Annotated in this window: 12 protein-coding genes; 4 read left to right on the plus strand and 8 right to left on the minus strand. The window is 63.8% G+C overall.

The annotated features are described in order from the left end of the window. The 3 genes from IF690_RS10175 to IF690_RS10185 all read left to right on the plus strand — a co-directional run bounded on the left by IF690_RS10175 (position 1) and on the right by IF690_RS10185 (position 2598). Positions 1-825: a mechanosensitive ion channel family protein gene (locus tag IF690_RS10175; RefSeq protein WP_053260260.1), complete on the plus strand. Its 825-nt coding sequence runs from the start codon at positions 1-3 to the stop codon at positions 823-825. Between the two features lie 88 nt (positions 826-913). Continuing rightward, positions 914-1504: an RNA polymerase sigma factor SigX gene (gene sigX, locus IF690_RS10180; RefSeq protein WP_009042922.1), complete on the plus strand. Its 591-nt coding sequence runs from the start codon at positions 914-916 to the stop codon at positions 1502-1504. A gap of 107 nt (positions 1505-1611) precedes the next feature. After that, positions 1612-2598: an OmpA family protein gene (locus IF690_RS10185; RefSeq protein WP_202699958.1), complete on the plus strand. Its 987-nt coding sequence runs from the start codon at positions 1612-1614 to the stop codon at positions 2596-2598. Between the two features lie 77 nt (positions 2599-2675). On the opposite strand, the gene cobA is transcribed toward IF690_RS10185, so the two are convergent. The 8 genes from cobA to IF690_RS10225 all read right to left on the minus strand — a co-directional run bounded on the left by cobA (position 2676) and on the right by IF690_RS10225 (position 14416). Then, entirely contained in the window at positions 2676-3437 is a 762-nt protein-coding gene (cobA, locus tag IF690_RS10190) for a uroporphyrinogen-III C-methyltransferase (RefSeq protein WP_202699959.1), read from the minus strand. Between the two features lie 10 nt (positions 3438-3447). Then, positions 3448-6165 (minus strand): nitrate reductase, encoded by a 2718-nt coding sequence (locus IF690_RS10195; RefSeq protein WP_202699960.1) that lies wholly within the window; start codon positions 6163-6165, stop codon positions 3448-3450. Then, the gene (gene nirD, locus IF690_RS10200; RefSeq protein ID WP_202699961.1) at positions 6162-6482 is read right to left on the minus strand and encodes a nitrite reductase small subunit NirD; all 321 of its coding nucleotides are present in this window, start codon (positions 6480-6482) and stop codon (positions 6162-6164) included. Before nirD ends, IF690_RS10195 begins: the two co-directional genes overlap by 4 nt. Next, positions 6479-8947, minus strand: coding sequence for a nitrite reductase large subunit NirB (gene nirB / locus IF690_RS10205; protein WP_202699962.1), 2469 nt, complete (start codon positions 8945-8947; stop codon positions 6479-6481). Before nirB ends, nirD begins: the two co-directional genes overlap by 4 nt. Before the next feature lie 443 nt (positions 8948-9390). Further along, positions 9391-11061, minus strand: coding sequence for a bifunctional protein-serine/threonine kinase/phosphatase (locus IF690_RS10210; RefSeq protein ID WP_202699963.1), 1671 nt, complete (start codon positions 11059-11061; stop codon positions 9391-9393). Between the two features lie 7 nt (positions 11062-11068). Further along, positions 11069-12280, minus strand: a complete 1212-nt coding sequence (locus tag IF690_RS10215) for a nitrate/nitrite transporter (protein WP_202699964.1) — start codon at positions 12278-12280, stop codon at positions 11069-11071. 333 nt (positions 12281-12613) lie between these two features. Continuing rightward, positions 12614-13189 (minus strand): ANTAR domain-containing response regulator, encoded by a 576-nt coding sequence (locus IF690_RS10220; protein WP_007932173.1) that lies wholly within the window; start codon positions 13187-13189, stop codon positions 12614-12616. Between the two features lie 15 nt (positions 13190-13204). Beyond that, positions 13205-14416 carry a CmpA/NrtA family ABC transporter substrate-binding protein gene (locus IF690_RS10225; protein WP_202699965.1) on the minus strand — a complete coding sequence of 404 codons (1212 nt, stop codon included), beginning with the start codon at positions 14414-14416 and terminating at the stop codon, positions 13205-13207. A gap of 240 nt (positions 14417-14656) precedes the next feature. On the opposite strand from IF690_RS10225, the gene IF690_RS10230 reads away from it, so the two are divergent. Next, on the plus strand, positions 14657-15676 hold the full coding sequence (locus IF690_RS10230; protein WP_202699966.1) for a quinone-dependent dihydroorotate dehydrogenase: 1020 nt from the start codon (positions 14657-14659) through the stop codon (positions 15674-15676). The last annotated feature ends 47 nt before the right edge of the window (positions 15677-15723 follow it).

Raw genomic sequence — 15723 nt, forward strand, 5'->3', positions numbered from 1 at the left:
ATGGAACTTGATCTCTGGACTCAGAGCCTCGTCACTGCGATGACTGCGTTGTGGACCAAGGTAGCGAACTTCATTCCCAATCTGTTTGGCGCGCTGGTCGTGCTGCTGTTGGGGTTCGTGGTTGCCAAGCTGCTTGATACCCTGCTTTCCAAATTACTCGCCAAACTGGGGCTGGACCGCTTGATGGGCGGTACCGGTTTGACCAAACTGCTGTCCCGTGCGGGTCTGCAGGTGCCGATTTCTACCTTGATCGGCAAAATCGTGTATTGGTTTGTTTTACTGATTTTTCTGGTTTCTGCTGCAGAATCCCTTGGCCTGGAGCGGGTTTCGGCTACGCTCGACATGCTGGCGCTGTATTTACCGAAGGTTTTCGGGGCTGCGCTGGTGCTGCTGGTGGGGGTATTGCTGGCGCAACTGGCCAATGGGCTGGTGCGTGGAGCGGCCGAAGGGGTCGGTCTGGATTACGCCAGTGGCCTGGGGCGAATCGCCCAGGGGCTGGTGATCATCATCAGTATTTCCGTTGCGATCAGTCAGTTGGAGGTCAAAACCGACCTGCTCAACCATGTGATCGTGATCGTTTTGATTACCGTTGGTCTGGCCGTTGCCTTGGCCATGGGGTTGGGAAGCCGGGATATTGCCGGTCAGATTCTTGCGGGAATCTATGTGCGTGAGTTGTATCAGGTTGGGCAACAAGTGCGAGTTGGCGAGGTCGAAGGGCAGATCGAGGAGATCGGCACGGTTAAGACTACACTGCTGACCGATGAGGGCGAGCTGGTCTCTCTCTCCAATCGGATCCTGCTGGAGCAGCATGTAAGTAGCCGCTAACCCGGCAAACCCTGCTAATGTATGCCGCCGCAAAATGCCCTTGTCTGGGCTGCGGTGGACATTGACCTGACTGTCGGCCCGACTCGTTTTGAATAAAGCCCAATCGCTATCCACGCGCTATGACCCCCGTGAGCTCTCTGACGAGGAGTTGGTTGCGCGCTCGCACACGGAGCTGTTTCATGTGACGCGTGCGTATGAAGAGTTGATGCGACGCTATCAGCGAACCCTCTTCAACGTTTGTGCACGTTATTTAGGGAACGATCGTGATGCTGATGATGTCTGTCAGGAGGTGATGTTAAAGGTGCTGTATGGCCTCAAGAACTTCGAGGGGAAATCGAAGTTCAAGACATGGCTCTATAGCATCACGTACAACGAATGCATCACGCAGTATCGGAAAGAACGGCGCAAGCGTCGCTTGATGGATGCGTTAAGTCTTGATCCCCTCGAGGAAGCGTCTGAAGATAAGGCGCCGAAACCTGAGGAAAAGGGCGGACTTGACCGCTGGTTGGTGCATGTGAACCCGATCGATCGGGAGATTCTGGTGCTACGATTTGTCGCAGAACTGGAGTTCCAGGAGATCGCAGACATCATGCACATGGGGTTGAGTGCTACGAAAATGCGGTACAAGCGTGCGCTTGATAAATTGCGTGAGAAATTTGCAGGCATTGCTGAAACTTAGTTCGGCGCAAATATCTCTTACGTCTAGGTAAGTTCTGATAGACTTACCGCCGAGTTGTCCCCCGGTATGTGGGACTGCTTTACAATCACCAGATGGGGATTTAACGGATGAAACTGAAAAACACCTTGGGCATTGCCATTGGTTCTATTGTTGCCGTGACTTCGTTCGGCGTTCTGGCGCAAGGCCAAGGCGCGGTCGAGGGTGAACTGTTTTACAAAAAACAGTACAACGACAGCGTTAAGCACATCGAAGACGGCTTCAACCCAGGCGCTCGTATCGGCTACTTCCTGACCGATGACCTGTCGTTGGACCTGAACTACGACAAAACCAACCACACCCGTTCGAACGACGGCACTGGCAACCAGAAGATCAAAGGTGACACCGGCAGCCTGCTGGCTACCTACCACTTCGGTCAAGCTGGCGTGGACTCCCTGCGTCCATACGTTTCGGGTGGTTTCGGTCACCAGAGCCGTACCAACGTCCTGGCTGACGGCCACAGCGGTCGCGACCAGTCGACTCTGGCTATCATCGGTACCGGTGTTAAGTACTACTTCACCGACAACCTGTTCGCTCGTGCCGGCGTTGAAGCCGACTACGCAATGGACAACGGCAAGTGGGACTACTCCGCTCTGGTTGGTCTGGGTGTGAACTTCGGCGGCAACGCTGGCAAGGTTGCTCCAGCTCCTGCTCCAGTTCCAGAGCCAACTCCAGAACCAGAAGCTCCGGTTGCTGAAGTTGTTCGTGTTGAGCTGGACGTGAAGTTCGACTTCGACAAGTCGGTCGTTAAGCCTAACAGCTACGCTGACATCAAGAACCTCGCTGACTTCATGAAGCAGTACCCACAAACCACCACCGTTGTTGAAGGTCACACTGACTCCGTCGGTCCTGACGCTTACAACCAGAAACTGTCTGAGCGTCGTGCAAATGCCGTTAAGCAAGTTCTGACCAACCAGTACGGTGTTGAGTCGAGCCGCGTTCAATCCGTTGGTTACGGTGAGTCCCGCCCAGTTGCTGATAACGCAACTGAAGCTGGCCGCGCTGTAAACCGTCGCGTAGAAGCGCAGGTTGAAGCACAAGCTCAACAAGCTCAGTAATCTGTAGCTTGCAGCTTTGAGAAACCCGGCCTAGGCCGGGTTTTTCTTTGTCCGCGATTTGCTGAAAGAGCCTGGTGTCAGGCCGAGAATGCTGCCGCCAGGGCTGCTTCGGAAAGGGCTGGCAGTTGGGCGCCGCAAGCAGCCACCTCGCCAACGACCAGGATGGCCGGGCTTTTCAGCTGGAAGGCATGGGCATCGTCCTGCATGGTGTACAGATTGCTCCGGCACAGGCGCTGCCCGGGCAGGGATGCGTTTTCGATCATGGCCACCGGGGTATGTGGCGCCATGCCGCCAATGGTCAGTTGTTCACGTATCTCGCCCAGTTTGGCCACCCCCATATAGATCACCAGCGTCGTACCGCTTTGCGCCAGGGCTTGCCAGTTCAGGCTGCTGTCGTCCTGGGTATGGGCCGTCAGCAGGGTGACGCCACGGGCGACACCGCGCAGGGTCAGCGGTATCCCGCACTGGGTAGCCCCCGCCAGGCCGGCCGTGATGCCGTTCACCAGTTCCACCTCGACGCCACGTTCCTGCAGCCACTGCGCTTCCTCACCGCCACGGCCGAAGATGCACGGATCGCCGCCCTTGAGGCGTACCACGCACTTGCCATGGCGGGCGTAGCGCAGCAGCAGCCGATGAATGAACGCCTGGGGCGTCGAACGACAGCCGCCGCGTTTACCCACGGCAATGACCCGTGCCCGGGGGCAGTGCTCCAGCACCGCCGGATTCACCAGATCGTCGATCAGCACCACATCCGCCGCGCCCAGGGCGCGCACGGCCTTGAGGGTCAGCAGTTCAGGATCGCCAGGGCCCGCACCCACCAGCCAGACTTTTGCGCTCATGTTTGTTTCCTCACAGGGGGATTGCGACGGGCTGTGCCGAGCTGGCCAGCAGACGTTTGATTTCGGGGACGCAGGAGCCGCATTGAGTGCCGCAGCCCAGTTCCTGTTTCAGGCCATCAAGGTCCAGGCCACGGGAGATCCCGGCACAGACCGCGCTCTGGCTGACGTTCTTGCAGTTGCACAAGGTCTTGCCTGCCGAGGCGATCAGCCCGGCCGCCCCCGGTGGCGCGCTCATCGGCGCCAGCAGCCAGCGGCGCAATTGCTCATCGGCCTTGCCTTCCAGCCACAGGTTCTGCAGCCAGTGCTGGGCGAGGGTTTCACCGGCCAGGCGAAGAGCGGTGATCCGTCCCTGTTCGATACGTACCCGCTTGCCGATGGAGCGCCGCGGATCGTCATAGGCCAGTACCGGGCCTTCGTTGAGCCCCAGCAACTGGTCGATGTCCTTGAGCAACTGCGGCGCCGGCGCCTCGGCATTGGCCACCCGCAGCAGCAGGGCCGGGCGTTCGCGACCGGCCAGGCTCAGGCTGACGTAGGCGAAGCTTTCGCAGAGCGGGCGCAGGGCTTCGAAGTGCCGCTGCACGTCGCCTTCAATCAGGGCGAACAGCTGCCACGGCAGTTGTACCGGCTCCAGGCGTACACCGCTGTGCTTGAGTTCCGGTTGTTTGGACAGTGGGTCGAACGCCGGCTGGGTCACGGCATTGACGCCGCCCTTGAGGAAGCGGTCGCCCCAATGCATCGGTAGAAAAGCCTGGCCCGGGCGCACGCTGTCGTCGTCCGCCACGGCGACTATCACGCTGCCGCGCCGGCTTTTCAGCGACACCAGGTCGCCCGCTTGCAGGTTCTGCCGGCGCAGTTCGTCCGGGTGCAGGCTGAGGACGGCTTCGCTGACGTGCCCGAACAGCTGGGCCGCGGTACCGGTACGGCTCATGCCATGCCACTGATCCCGCAGGCGGCCGGTGATCAGGGTCAGGGGGAAGCGTGCATCACGCTGTTCCTTGGCCGCGCGATATGGGTCGCTGACGAAGTGAGCTCGTCCGCTGGCGGTCGGGAAGCGGCCGTCAACGTACAGCCGCGCTGTCCCTTGTTCGGCGCCGGCGGGGAAGGGCCATTGCTGCGGCCCCAGTTGGTCGATCAGCGCGTGACTGATGCCGGAAAGGTCCAGGTCGCGGCCGCGGGTCAGCAGTTTGTACTCATCGAACACCTGGGCAGGCGTATCCAGGGCGAACAGGCTGGGTTGTTGCGGACGCAGGCGCTGTTCCAGGCGCCGGGCAAAGTCCAGGGTGATGGTCCAGTCCGGGCGTGCTTCGCCTGGAGCGGCCACGGCGCGGCGCACATGGGAGATGCGCCGTTCCGAGTTGGTCACGCTGCCTTCCTTCTCGCCCCAACTGGCGGCGGGCAGCAGCAGGTCGGCAAAGGCCGCGGTCTCGGTGGTGCGAAAGGCTTCCTGCAGGACCACGAACGGGCAGGCCAGCAAGCCCTCCCGCACTGCGTTCTGGTCGGGCAGCGATTGCGCCGGGTTGGTGCAGGCGATCCACAGTGCCTTGATCTTGCCGCCGCGCAACTGTTCGAACAGTTCGATCGCGGTCAGGCCGGGGTTGGCCGGTAATTGCTCGACGCCCCAATAGGCCGCGACTTCGGCTCGATGCTCCGGGTTGGCGGCGTCCCGGTGCCCTGGCAGCAGGTTCGACAGGCTGCCGGTTTCCCGGCCACCCATGGCATTCGGCTGGCCGGTGAGGGAGAAGGGACCGGCGCCGGGGCGGCCGATCTGCCCGGTGGCCAGGTGCAGGTTGATCAACGCGCTGTTTTTCGCGCTGCCGGCGCTGGACTGGTTCAGCCCCATGCACCACAGCGACAGGAAGCTCGGCGAGGTGCCGACCCATTCGGCGCACTGGCGCAGTTGCTCGACGCTGATGCCGCACAGCTGCGCGACCATGTGCGGGGTGTAGTCGTGGACCAGGTTCTTCAGCTCGGTCAGGCCTTCGGTATGCGCCTGGATGAAGTCGCGGTCGATCCAGTCCTGCCACAGCAGCAGATGCAGGACGCCGTGGAACAGCGCGACATCGGTGCCGGGCAGGATCGCCAGGTGCAGGTCGGCCAGGTCGCACGTGTCGGTGCGCCGTGGGTCGATGACGATCACTTTCATCTGCGGGCGCAAGCGCTTGGCCTGCTCCAGGCGGCGGAACAGCACTGGATGGGCGTAGGCCATGTTGCTGCCGACGATCATCACGCAGTCGCTCAGTTCGAGGTCTTCGTAGCTGCAGGGCGGGGCGTCGGCACCGAGGCTGCGTTTGTAGCCGACCACCGCCGAGGACATGCACAGCCGCGAATTGCTGTCGATGTTGTTGGTGCCCACCAGGGCCCGGGCCAGCTTGTTGAAGGCGTAGTAGTCCTCGGTGAGCAATTGTCCGGAGATATAGAAGGCCACGCTGTCCGGGCCGTGTTCGGCGATGGTTGCGGCAAATACGTTGGCCGCGTGCTCCAGCGCGGTATCCCAGTCGGTACGGCTGCGTGCCAGGGCCTTGCCCAGGCGCAACTCCGGGTACAGTGCGCGGGCCGCGAGGTCGCCGGTCAGGTGCAGGGTGGAACCCTTGCTGCACAGTTTGCCGTGGTTGGCCGGGTGGCTCGGGTCGCCACTGACGTCGAGGATGCGTTCGCCGTCGTGCTCGATCAGCACGCCACAGCCAACGCCGCAGTAACAGCAGATCGAGGCGGTCGTCTGGCGGTTCATCGGCCGGCATCCCGCAGGGCCAGCAGCACGCGGCCGTTTTCCACCCGCGCCAGGTGGTGATGGGCGCAACCGATATCCGGTGCCTGCGCTTCTCCGGATTCCAGGTCGATCTGCCAGTTGTGCAGCGGGCAGGCGACCTTCTTGCCGTAGATCAACCCCTGGGACAGGGGGCCGCCCTTGTGCGGGCAACGGTCGTCGAGGGCGAAGACTTCGTCGTCGCTGGTGCGGAAGATCGCGATGTCGCCCTTGGGGCCGTTGACGATGCGCGAGCCCAGGGCATTGATCTCGTCCAGGGCGCAGATATCCAGCCAGTTCATAGCGGCACCTCCAGCTGCTTGACGCGGATCGGCTCGAACTCTTTTTTCAGCAGCGGCTGTTCCAGGCGCTCCTTCCATGGGTCCTGTTCGAAAGACAGGGCGAATTGCAGGCGCTCGTTGAGGGCCTTGCGCCGTTGCGGGTCTTCGATGATGGCTTGCTTGATGTGCGCCATGCCGACCCGTTGCAGGTAGTGCACGGTGCGCTCCAGGTAGAAGGCTTCCTCGCGGTACAGCTGCAGGAAGGCGCCGTTGTATTCGCGTACCTCGTCGGCGGTTTTCAGCTTGACGAAGAACTCCGCGACCTCGGTCTTGATCCCGCCGTTGCCGCCGATGTACATCTCCCAGCCCGATTCGACGCCGATGATGCCGACGTCCTTGATCCCGGCCTCGGCGCAGTTGCGCGGGCAACCGGAGACCGCCAGCTTGACCTTGTGCGGCGACCACATGTTGAACAGGTCGTGCTCCAGTTCGATGCCCAACTGAGTGGAGTTCTGCGTGCCGAAGCGGCAGAACTCGCTGCCGACACAGGTTTTCACGGTGCGGATGGACTTGCCGTAGGCATGGCCGGAGGGCATGTCCAGGTCCTTCCAGACCCCGGGCAAATCCTGCTTCTTGATGCCCAAGAGGTCGATGCGCTGGCCGCCGGTGACCTTGACCATCGGCACCTGGTACTTGTCCGCCACGTCGGCGATGCGCCGCAGTTCGGAGGGGGTGGTGACGCCGCCCCACATCCGCGGCACCACCGAGTAGGTGCCGTCTTTCTGGATGTTGGCGTGGGCCCGTTCGTTGATCAGGCGCGATTGCGGATCGTCCTTGGCCTCGCCCGGCCAGGTGGAGATCAGGTAGTAGTTCAGCGCCGGGCGGCAGGTGGCGCAGCCGTTGGGCGTGCGCCAGTTCAGGTAGCTCATGGTGCTGGCTACGGTCAGCAGGTGCTGTTCGCGGATCGCCTGGCGGATCTGCCCGTGGTTGAGGTCGCTGCAACCGCAGATGGCTTTCTCGCTTTTCGGCTTGACGTCGGCCGCGCCACCGACGGTGTTGATCAGGAGCTGTTCCACCAGGCCGGCACAGGAGCCGCAGGAGCTGGCGGCCTTGGTGTGCTTCTTGACCTCATCGACGCTGAACAGGCCGTGCTCCTGGATTGCCTTGACGATGGTGCCCTTGCACACGCCGTTGCAGCCGCAGACTTCGGCGCTGTCGGCCATGCTCATGGCTTTGTCCTGGCCCTGGTGGCCGACGTCGCCCAAGGCCTGCTCCATGCAACTTGAGCCACCGAACATCAGGTGGTCGCGGATCTCGCCGATGGCGTGGTTCTCGCGGATCTGCCGGAAGTACCAGCCGCCGTCGGCGGTGTCGCCGTACAGGCAGGCGCCGACCAGGACGTCGTCCTTGATCACCAGCTTCTTGTACACGCCGCCGATGGGGTCGGAGAGGGTGATGGTCTCGGTGCCTTCGCCGCCCATGAAGTCGCCGGCGGAGAACAGGTCGATGCCGGTGACTTTCAACTTGGTCGAGGTCACCGAGCCCTGGTAGCGGGCGAAGCCCAGTTGCGCCAGGTGGTTGGCGCAGACCTTGGCCTGTTCGAACAACGGGGCCACCAGGCCGTAGGCGATACCGCGGTGGTTGGCGCATTCGCCGATGGCATAGATGCGCGGGTCGTAGGTCTGCAGGGTGTCGTTGACCAGGATCCCGCGGCTGCACGGCAGGCCGGCTTTTTCCGCGAGTGTGGTATTGGGCCGGATGCCGGCGGCCATCACCACCAGGTCGGCGGGGATGATGTCGCCGTTCTTGAATTGCACCGACCCGACCCGGCCATTGCCTGAGTCATGCAGGGCCTGGGTCTGTTCGCTCAGGCGGAACTTCAGGCCGCGGCTTTCCAGGGCGGCTTGCAGCAGCTGGCCGCTGGTCTTGTCCAGCTGGCGTTCCAGCAGCCATTCGCCGATGTGCACCACTGTCACGTCCATGCCGCGCAGCATCAGGCCGTTGGCGGCCTCCAGGCCGAGCAGGCCGCCACCGATGACTACCGCGTGCTTGTAGGTCTTGGCGGTGTCGATCATCGCCTGGGTGTCGGCGATATCACGGTAGCCGATCACGCCCTGCAGGGCGTTGCCGGGAATCGGCAGGATGAACGGGGTCGAGCCGGTGGCGATCAGCAGGCGATCGTATTCGGCTTCGCTGCCGTCTTCGGCGATCACCCGGCGCTTGACCCGGTCGATCTCTACCACCTTGCGGTTGAGCAGCAGCTTGATGTGATTGTCCAGGTACCAGCCGAGGTCGTTGAGCACGATCTCTTCGAAGGTCTGTTCGCCGGCCAGTACCGGGGAGAGCAGGATGCGGTTGTAGTTGGGGTGGGGTTCCGCGCCGAAGACCGTGATGTCGTACAGCTCATTGCTCAGCTTGAGCAGCTCTTCCAGGGTGCGTACCCCAGCCATGCCGTTGCCGATCATCACCAGCTTGAGTTGTTTCATTTCGCTCTCCGCGTAGACAGGCCGTCGGGTGTGCCGGGCCTGGCTCGATAAACGTTGCGCAAACAAAAAAGGCGTCCCGCCAGTTGCCTGGCAGGACGCCTTTGTCCGGTCCCGTTCTCTCGGGAAAACCCATCCTTCGTCGTTGAAGGCCGGGTCGTATGTGCTGTTGGGGGAGTTAATGCAGTGCTTGTGCCAAGTTTCGCCAAGCGTGGGTTTTAGCGAGGACGGGGCGGTTTTCGGGAGTGGAAAGGGGGAAATCTGCACCGATTCAACGCGCCTTGCCCGTTTCTGGAGCACCTGTAGCCGCTGCCGAGCCATGGCGAGGCTGCGATCGGGGCGCAGCCCCGTAAAACCTGCCGGCCCGGTGTTGGCGCCCGCTACGCGGTCGATCGCAGCCTCGCTGAGGCTCGACAGCGGCTACAGGGCTACAGGGGACGGGGTGGTCATTGATGCAGGAACAGGTACAGCAACAGCAGGTTGAGCAGCAGCGAGACCAGCGCCAGGGTGCGCCAGACTTTCAACGGCTCGCGTTCCAATAGTGGCCTGGGGCGCACGCTGAGGCTGCGGCGTTCGCCTTGTTCCAGCACCAGCAACCACTCTTCGGCGGTTTCATAGCGTTGGGCCGGATCGGCCTGTACCGCGCGTTCCAGGCTCTGTTCGAGCCAGTCCGGCAAGTCCGGGCGATAGCGGCTGGGGCTGACCGGGGTGGTGAAGCGCGGGCGCTGGAAGGCTTCGATCTCGCCGTAGGGAAAATGCCCGGTCAGCAAGTGGTAGAGGGTCACGCCCACGGCGTACAGGTCCTGCCGCGGTGTCGGCGCCACGCCGGTGAAAGCCTCTGGGGCGATGTAGCTCGGGGTGCCGGGCAGCAGGTGCGCCTGGTCCTCGGACAGGCCGGGACAATAGGCCAGGCCGAAGTCCAGCAGGCGCAACTCGCCATCGTCCCCGAGCAGCAGGTTTTCCGGCTTGATGTCGCGGTGCAGGATCTGCCGGCGGTGCAGCAGGCCCACGGCCCGCAGCAGGCGCTCGGCCAGGTCCTGCCACTGCGCCAGCGGCAAGGGGCCCTGTTGTTGCAGGTAGTCGGCCAGGGTCTGCCCCGGGTATTCGCGCATCACGTAATACAGATGCTGGCGGGCGGTCGCGGCATGCACTTCGGGAAAGTGCCGTCCGGCCACCCGCCGCAGGAACCATTCCTCTGACAGCAGCGATTGCCCGGCCTGGTGATCGTCGTGCAGATGAGCGGGCAGGGTTTTCAGCAGCCAGGGTTGTTGTTGCACATCGAGCACGCGGTACAGCAGGGACTGCTGGCTCTGCCCGACTACTTCGGCGACCTGCCAGCCTTCGAAGTGCTGGCCCGGCTTGAGGGGCGGTGGCAATGGCCATTGCTGCAAGTGAATCAGGGCGTCGCCAATGGAGCTTTCGCCCAGGGCTTCGACCCGCACCAGCAAGGCACTGGCATTATCCTGGCTGCCGGCCAGGTGCGCGGCGTTGACCAGGGTCTGCACCGCGCTGTCGAGGTCGGGCTGGTCGCGCAGGATCGCGGCGATGGCGGTGTCGCCCAGAGTGGCCCAGACCCCGTCGCTGAGCATCAGGAAACTTTCGTTTTCCCGCAGCTCACCGTCGAGGAAGTCCACTACCAGGTGCTGGTCCAGGCCCAGGGCACGCTTGAGCACGTGCTGCATGCCGGGCTGGTCCCAGACGTGGTCGACGCTGATGCGTTGCAACTGATCGGCATGCCAGCGATAGACCCGGCAGTCGCCGACATGGGCCAGGGTAAAGCGCCGGCCGCGCAGCACCAGGGCGCTGACGGTGGTCAGCAGCGGCTGGCCGCCACCGTTGGCCTGCAGCCAGCGATTCTGCGCCAGCAGCAGGCGCTCCAGGGCCTGGGCCACGGCCCAGGTTTCCGGGGTGGCGTAGTAGTCCAGCGCCAGCGCCTGCAAGGTCGAGCGCGCGGCGAGGCCGCCGTCGGCGCATTGGCTGACGCCGTCGGCGATGGCGAACAGCAGGCCCTTGCTGGCGGCCAGGGTCGGCGCCGGGGTGACCAGGCGCAAGGCGTCCTGGTTTTCCGCGCGCGGCCCGATGGCGCTAGCCTGGGCATGGCTCAGTCGCAGGCTCATGGACGGTTCAGACCCGGGCCGCGGTGACCGCGGCGGAGCCCCAGGTGGTCCGCCAGCGGCGTTTCACCCCGTGCAGGCCGAACCAGGCCAGCACGCCCAGGCTGGCGAACAGCCACAGCGCCATTTGATAGCTGCCGGTGCTTTGCTTGATCGCGCCCATGCCCGCGGCCAGGGCGAAACCGCCGATGCCGCCGGCCATGCCGATCAGCCCGGTCATCACCCCGATCTCGCGGCGGAAGCGTTGTGGCACCAACTGGAAGACCGCGCCGTTACCCGCACCCAGGCCAAGCATGGTGCACACGAACAGGGCCAGGGCCGCGTAGGAGCTGGGCAGGTTGAAGCCGACCGCGGCGATGCACACCGCCGCAACGCTGTACATCACCAGCAGCGTGCGAATGCCGCCGAAACGATCGGCCAGCGCCCCACCCAGTGGCCGCATCAGGCTGCCACCGAACACGCAGGCGGCGGTGTAGTAGCCGGCGGTGACCGGGCTCAGGCCGTACTGGTCGTTGAAGTAGCCAGGCAGGGCGCTGGCCAGGCCGATGAAGCCGCCGAAGGTCACACTGTAGAAGAACATGAACCACCAGCTGTCGCGGTCGCCCAGGGCCTTGAAGTAGTCGGCCATGGATTTGGCCTTGGGCCGTTCCGGGGCGTTCTTGGCCATCCAGGCGAACAGCACCAGGGTCAGGACCAGCGGGATCAGGGCGAAGCCGAATACGTTGCTCCAGCCGAAGGCACCGGCCAGCAAGGGCGCGAACAGGGCCGCGAATACCGTGCCGGAGTTGCCGGCCCCGGCGATGCCCATCGCCTTGCCCTGGTGCTGCGGTGGATACCATTGCGAGGCCAGCGGCAGGGCCACGGCGAACGAGGCGCCGGCCATGCCCAGGAACAGCCCCAGCAGCAGGGCCTGTTCATAACTGTGGATGCCCAGCTTCCAGGCGCAGAACAGCGCGCCGATGACGATCACCTGGCCGATCAGCCCGGCGGTCTTGGGGGACAGGCGATCGGCCAGCAGGCCCATGGCGAAACGCAGCACGGCGCCAGCCAGGATAGGCGTGGCCACCATCAGCCCACGCTGTTGGGTGGTCAGTTGCAGGTCGGCGGCGATCTGCACGGCCAGCGGGCCGAGCAGGTACCAGACCATGAAGCTCAGGTCGAAGTAGAGGAAGGCCGCGAACAGTGTCGGGGTGTGGCCGGATTTCCAGAAGCTTGAATTCATCGCGCACCTCAGCTGTAAAGAGTCTCGAAAGGAGTCATGAGCTTTTGCGTGGGGCGCCATTACGGCCGCTCCACCGGCCCCGGGCTGTGGGGCCAAAACGAAAAAACGCCGCAACCCGTATCGCCTGAGGCGAGAAGGGTGTGCGACGTCTTTGTCGTAGGTGGGGCAACCGCCGTTGGTTACCTGTGTCGATTACATAGCCAGATCTGTGCCAAGAGTTGCAGTCCCGGCGTTCCTCATCGCGGGCAAGCCTCGTGCCTGTGGAAACTCACGGTCATCTTCCGTAGGAGCGAGGCTTGCCCGCGATAGGCCGCCGCACCGCAGCCGTGGGATTCAGCCAAGCAACTCGCTCATGGCGATGATCTGCTCCGCCACCTGGATCAGCTTCTGCTGCCGGCTCATGGCCTGGCGGCGCATCAGGGTGTAGGCCTGTTCTTCGTTGCAGTCTTTCATCTTCATCAACAGGCCCTTGGCCAACTCGATGCGCTTGCGCTCGGCCAGTTGCTGGTCGCGGGCCTGCAGCTGCGCGCGCAAGGCCTGGTCGCTCTCGAAGCGGGCCATGGCCACATCGAGAATGGGCTGCAGGCGCTGGGCCTGGATGCCTTCGACTATGTAGGCGCTGACCCCGGACTTGATAGCGTGGCGCATCACGTCGGGGTCGTGCTCGTCGGTGAACATCACGATCGGCCGTGGCTGGTCGCGGCTGACCAGCACCACTTGCTCCATCACATCGCGGCTCGGTGATTCGGTATCGATCAGGATCACGTCCGGGCGCACCGTTTCGACGCGCGTCGGCAGGTCGATGGTCAGGCCCGACTCGTCGATTACCTCGAAACCGGCTTCCATCAGGGCCGCCTTGAGCCGACCGACCTTCTTGGCGGTGTCGTTGATCAGCAGGATACGCAACATGGTCTCGGGCTCCTGTCAGCGGCTGGCGAGAAGAGGCGAGCTGTCGCTCATGGCGTGCAGCCGGAAGCTGCGGGCATAGGCGGCCGGGTCCGACCCGTCCCACCGCTTGCCGTCGATCAACTGGCTGCTGCGCATGTCCTGGCCCCAGGACGCGACACCGACTGCGCTGGCGGCTTCACGATAGAGCTCGAGTTGCTGCACCTGGCGCGCGATGCCCAGGTAGTCAGGGTCTTCGCGCAGCAAACCCCAGCGGCGGAACTGGGTCATGAACCACATACCGTCGGACAGATACGGCAGGTTGACCGCGCCTTCATTATGAAAGCGCAGTGCGTGCGGGTCCTGCCAGCGGTTGCCGAGGCCGTCGGCATACTCGCCGAGCAGGCGCGGCTCGATGCAGCCCAGCGGCGTATCGAGGTACTCGCGGGCGCTCAGCAGTTGCGCGGTGCCCTGGCGGTTCTCGCGGCTCTGCTCGATGAAGCGGCTGGCCTCGAGGATCGCCATGACCAGGGCCCTTGCGGTATTGGGGTACTGCTCGACAAAGGCGCGGGTGCAGCCGAGGACTTTTTCCGGGTGGTCGGGCCAGATCGCCTGGCTGGTGGCCAGGGTGAAGCCCAGGTTCTGGTTCACCGCGCTGGCGCTCCAGGGCTCGCCCACGCAAAAGCCGTCGATGCGCCCGGCCTGCAGGTGCGCGACCATTTGTGGCGGTGGCACCACCACGCTGTCGACGTCCTGCAACGGATGGATGCCCTGGGCGGCCAGCCAGTAATACAGCCACATGGCGTGGGTGCCGGTGGGGAAGGTCTGGGCGAAGGTCAGTCTTGCCCGGCTTTGGTGCACATGCTGGTGAAGCGCTTCAGGACTGGTCACATTCAGCGCCTGGAGCTCCCGCGAGAGGTTGATGCTCTGGCCGTTCTGGTTCAGGCCCATCAGCACCGCCATGTCGCTGGCGTTGACCCCGCCGATGCCCAGGTGCACGGCGTAGATCAGGCCGTACAGGCTGTGGGCGGCATCCAGCTCGCCGCTCACCAGCTTGTCCCGCAGGTTGGCCCAGGACGCCTGGCGCTTGAGGTTCAGGGTCAGGCCATAAGGCTGGGCAAAGCCCTGGGTGGCGGCGACCACCACTGAGGCGCAGTCGCTCAAGGCCATGAAACCGAGGTTGATCGCGGTCTTTTCCGGGGCATCGCTGCCGTTGACCCAGGCCAGCGGGCTGACGGGGAGTTCGTTCATGGGGTGGAGCCCTCCATAAAAAGCGGCCATAAAAAAACGTCGCACCCACGCCAGGCAGAGCCGGCGGGGTAACGACGCCTTTGTCTTGCGGCCCATGCCGCCATTGGCCTGGGTGCTGATGCAGGCTGTGGTGCAAGGCATATGCCATTCACCGCTGATTTCGCCGTGTGCCTCGCCTGCCAGCCTCATGCCCGGCTATAATCGCCGCCTCATTTCGCCGCCACCGAGTCAAACCCGCCCATGTATACCCTGGCCCGCCAGCTGTTGTTCAAACTCTCCCCGGAAACCTCCCATGATCTGTCCCTGGACCTGATCGGCGCGGGCGGGCGTTTGGGCCTCAATGGCTTGCTGTGCAAGGCGCCGGCGCAGATGCCGGTGAAGGTCATGGGCCTGGACTTCCCGAACCCGGTCGGGCTCGCGGCGGGCCTGGACAAGAACGGTGCGGCCATCGACGGTTTTGCCCAGCTGGGTTTCGGTTTCGTCGAAATCGGCACCATTACTCCACGCCCGCAGCCGGGCAACCCCAAGCCACGGCTCTTCCGCCTGCCGGAAGCCGAAGCGATCATCAACCGCATGGGTTTTAACAACCTGGGTGTCGATCACCTGCTGGCCCGGGTGGCCGCGGCCAAGTACAAGGGCGTGCTGGGGATCAACATCGGCAAGAACTTCGACACCCCGGTCGAGCGCGCGGTGGATGACTACCTGATCTGCCTGGACAAGGTGTATGCCCACGCCAGCTACGTGACGGTCAACGTCAGCTCGCCCAACACCCCGGGCCTGCGCAGCCTGCAGTTCGGCGAGTCGCTCAAGCAGCTGCTCGGCGCCCTCAGCCAGCGTCAGCAGGAGCTGGCGGTGCAGCATGGCAAGCGGGTGCCGCTGGCGATCAAGATCGCCCCGGACATGACCGACGAAGAAACCGCCGAAGTGGCGCAAGCCCTGATCGAAACCGGGATGGACGCGGTCATCGCCACCAACACCACCCTGAGCCGCGTCGGCGTCGAAGGCATGGAGCATGGCGACGAGGCGGGCGGCCTGTCCGGCGCACCAGTGCGCGACAAGAGCACCCACACCGTGAAGGTGCTGGCGGGCGAGCTGGCCGGGCGTTTGCCGATCATCGCGGTGGGCGGTATCACCGAAGGCAAGCATGCGGCGGAAAAGATCGCTGCCGGCGCCAGCCTGGTGCAGTTGTATTCGGGTTTCATCTACAAGGGCCCGGCGCTGATTCGCGAATCGGTGGACGCGATCGCGGCGTTGCGCTGAGGAGCGCTTGTTGCGCGGCCAATAAAAAGGGCTCCTGAAAGGAGCCC

Source organism: Pseudomonas sp. SK3(2021), from assembly GCF_016772375.1.
GTDB classification, from domain to species: domain Bacteria; phylum Pseudomonadota; class Gammaproteobacteria; order Pseudomonadales; family Pseudomonadaceae; genus Aquipseudomonas; species Aquipseudomonas chlororaphis_I.

Excerpts from the sequence above, each read along its gene's own strand:
- IF690_RS10210 (WP_202699963.1), bottom strand. The coding sequence starts at position 11,061 with ATGAGCCTGCGACTGAGCCATGCCCAGGCTAGCGCCATCGGGCCGCGC.
- IF690_RS10215 (WP_202699964.1), bottom strand. The coding sequence starts at position 12,280 with ATGAATTCAAGCTTCTGGAAATCCGGCCACACCCCGACACTGTTCGCG.
- IF690_RS10185 (WP_202699958.1), top strand. The coding sequence starts at position 1,612 with ATGAAACTGAAAAACACCTTGGGCATTGCCATTGGTTCTATTGTTGCC.
- IF690_RS10230 (WP_202699966.1), top strand. The coding sequence starts at position 14,657 with ATGTATACCCTGGCCCGCCAGCTGTTGTTCAAACTCTCCCCGGAAACC.
- nirB (WP_202699962.1), bottom strand. The coding sequence starts at position 8,947 with ATGAAACAACTCAAGCTGGTGATGATCGGCAACGGCATGGCTGGGGTA.
- IF690_RS10220 (WP_007932173.1), bottom strand. The coding sequence starts at position 13,189 with ATGTTGCGTATCCTGCTGATCAACGACACCGCCAAGAAGGTCGGTCGG.
- nirD (WP_202699961.1), bottom strand. The coding sequence starts at position 6,482 with ATGAACTGGCTGGATATCTGCGCCCTGGACGAGATCAATGCCCTGGGC.
- cobA (WP_202699959.1), bottom strand. The coding sequence starts at position 3,437 with ATGAGCGCAAAAGTCTGGCTGGTGGGTGCGGGCCCTGGCGATCCTGAA.
- IF690_RS10175 (WP_053260260.1), top strand. The coding sequence starts at position 1 with ATGGAACTTGATCTCTGGACTCAGAGCCTCGTCACTGCGATGACTGCG.
- IF690_RS10225 (WP_202699965.1), bottom strand. The coding sequence starts at position 14,416 with ATGAACGAACTCCCCGTCAGCCCGCTGGCCTGGGTCAACGGCAGCGAT.
- IF690_RS10195 (WP_202699960.1), bottom strand. The coding sequence starts at position 6,165 with ATGAACCGCCAGACGACCGCCTCGATCTGCTGTTACTGCGGCGTTGGC.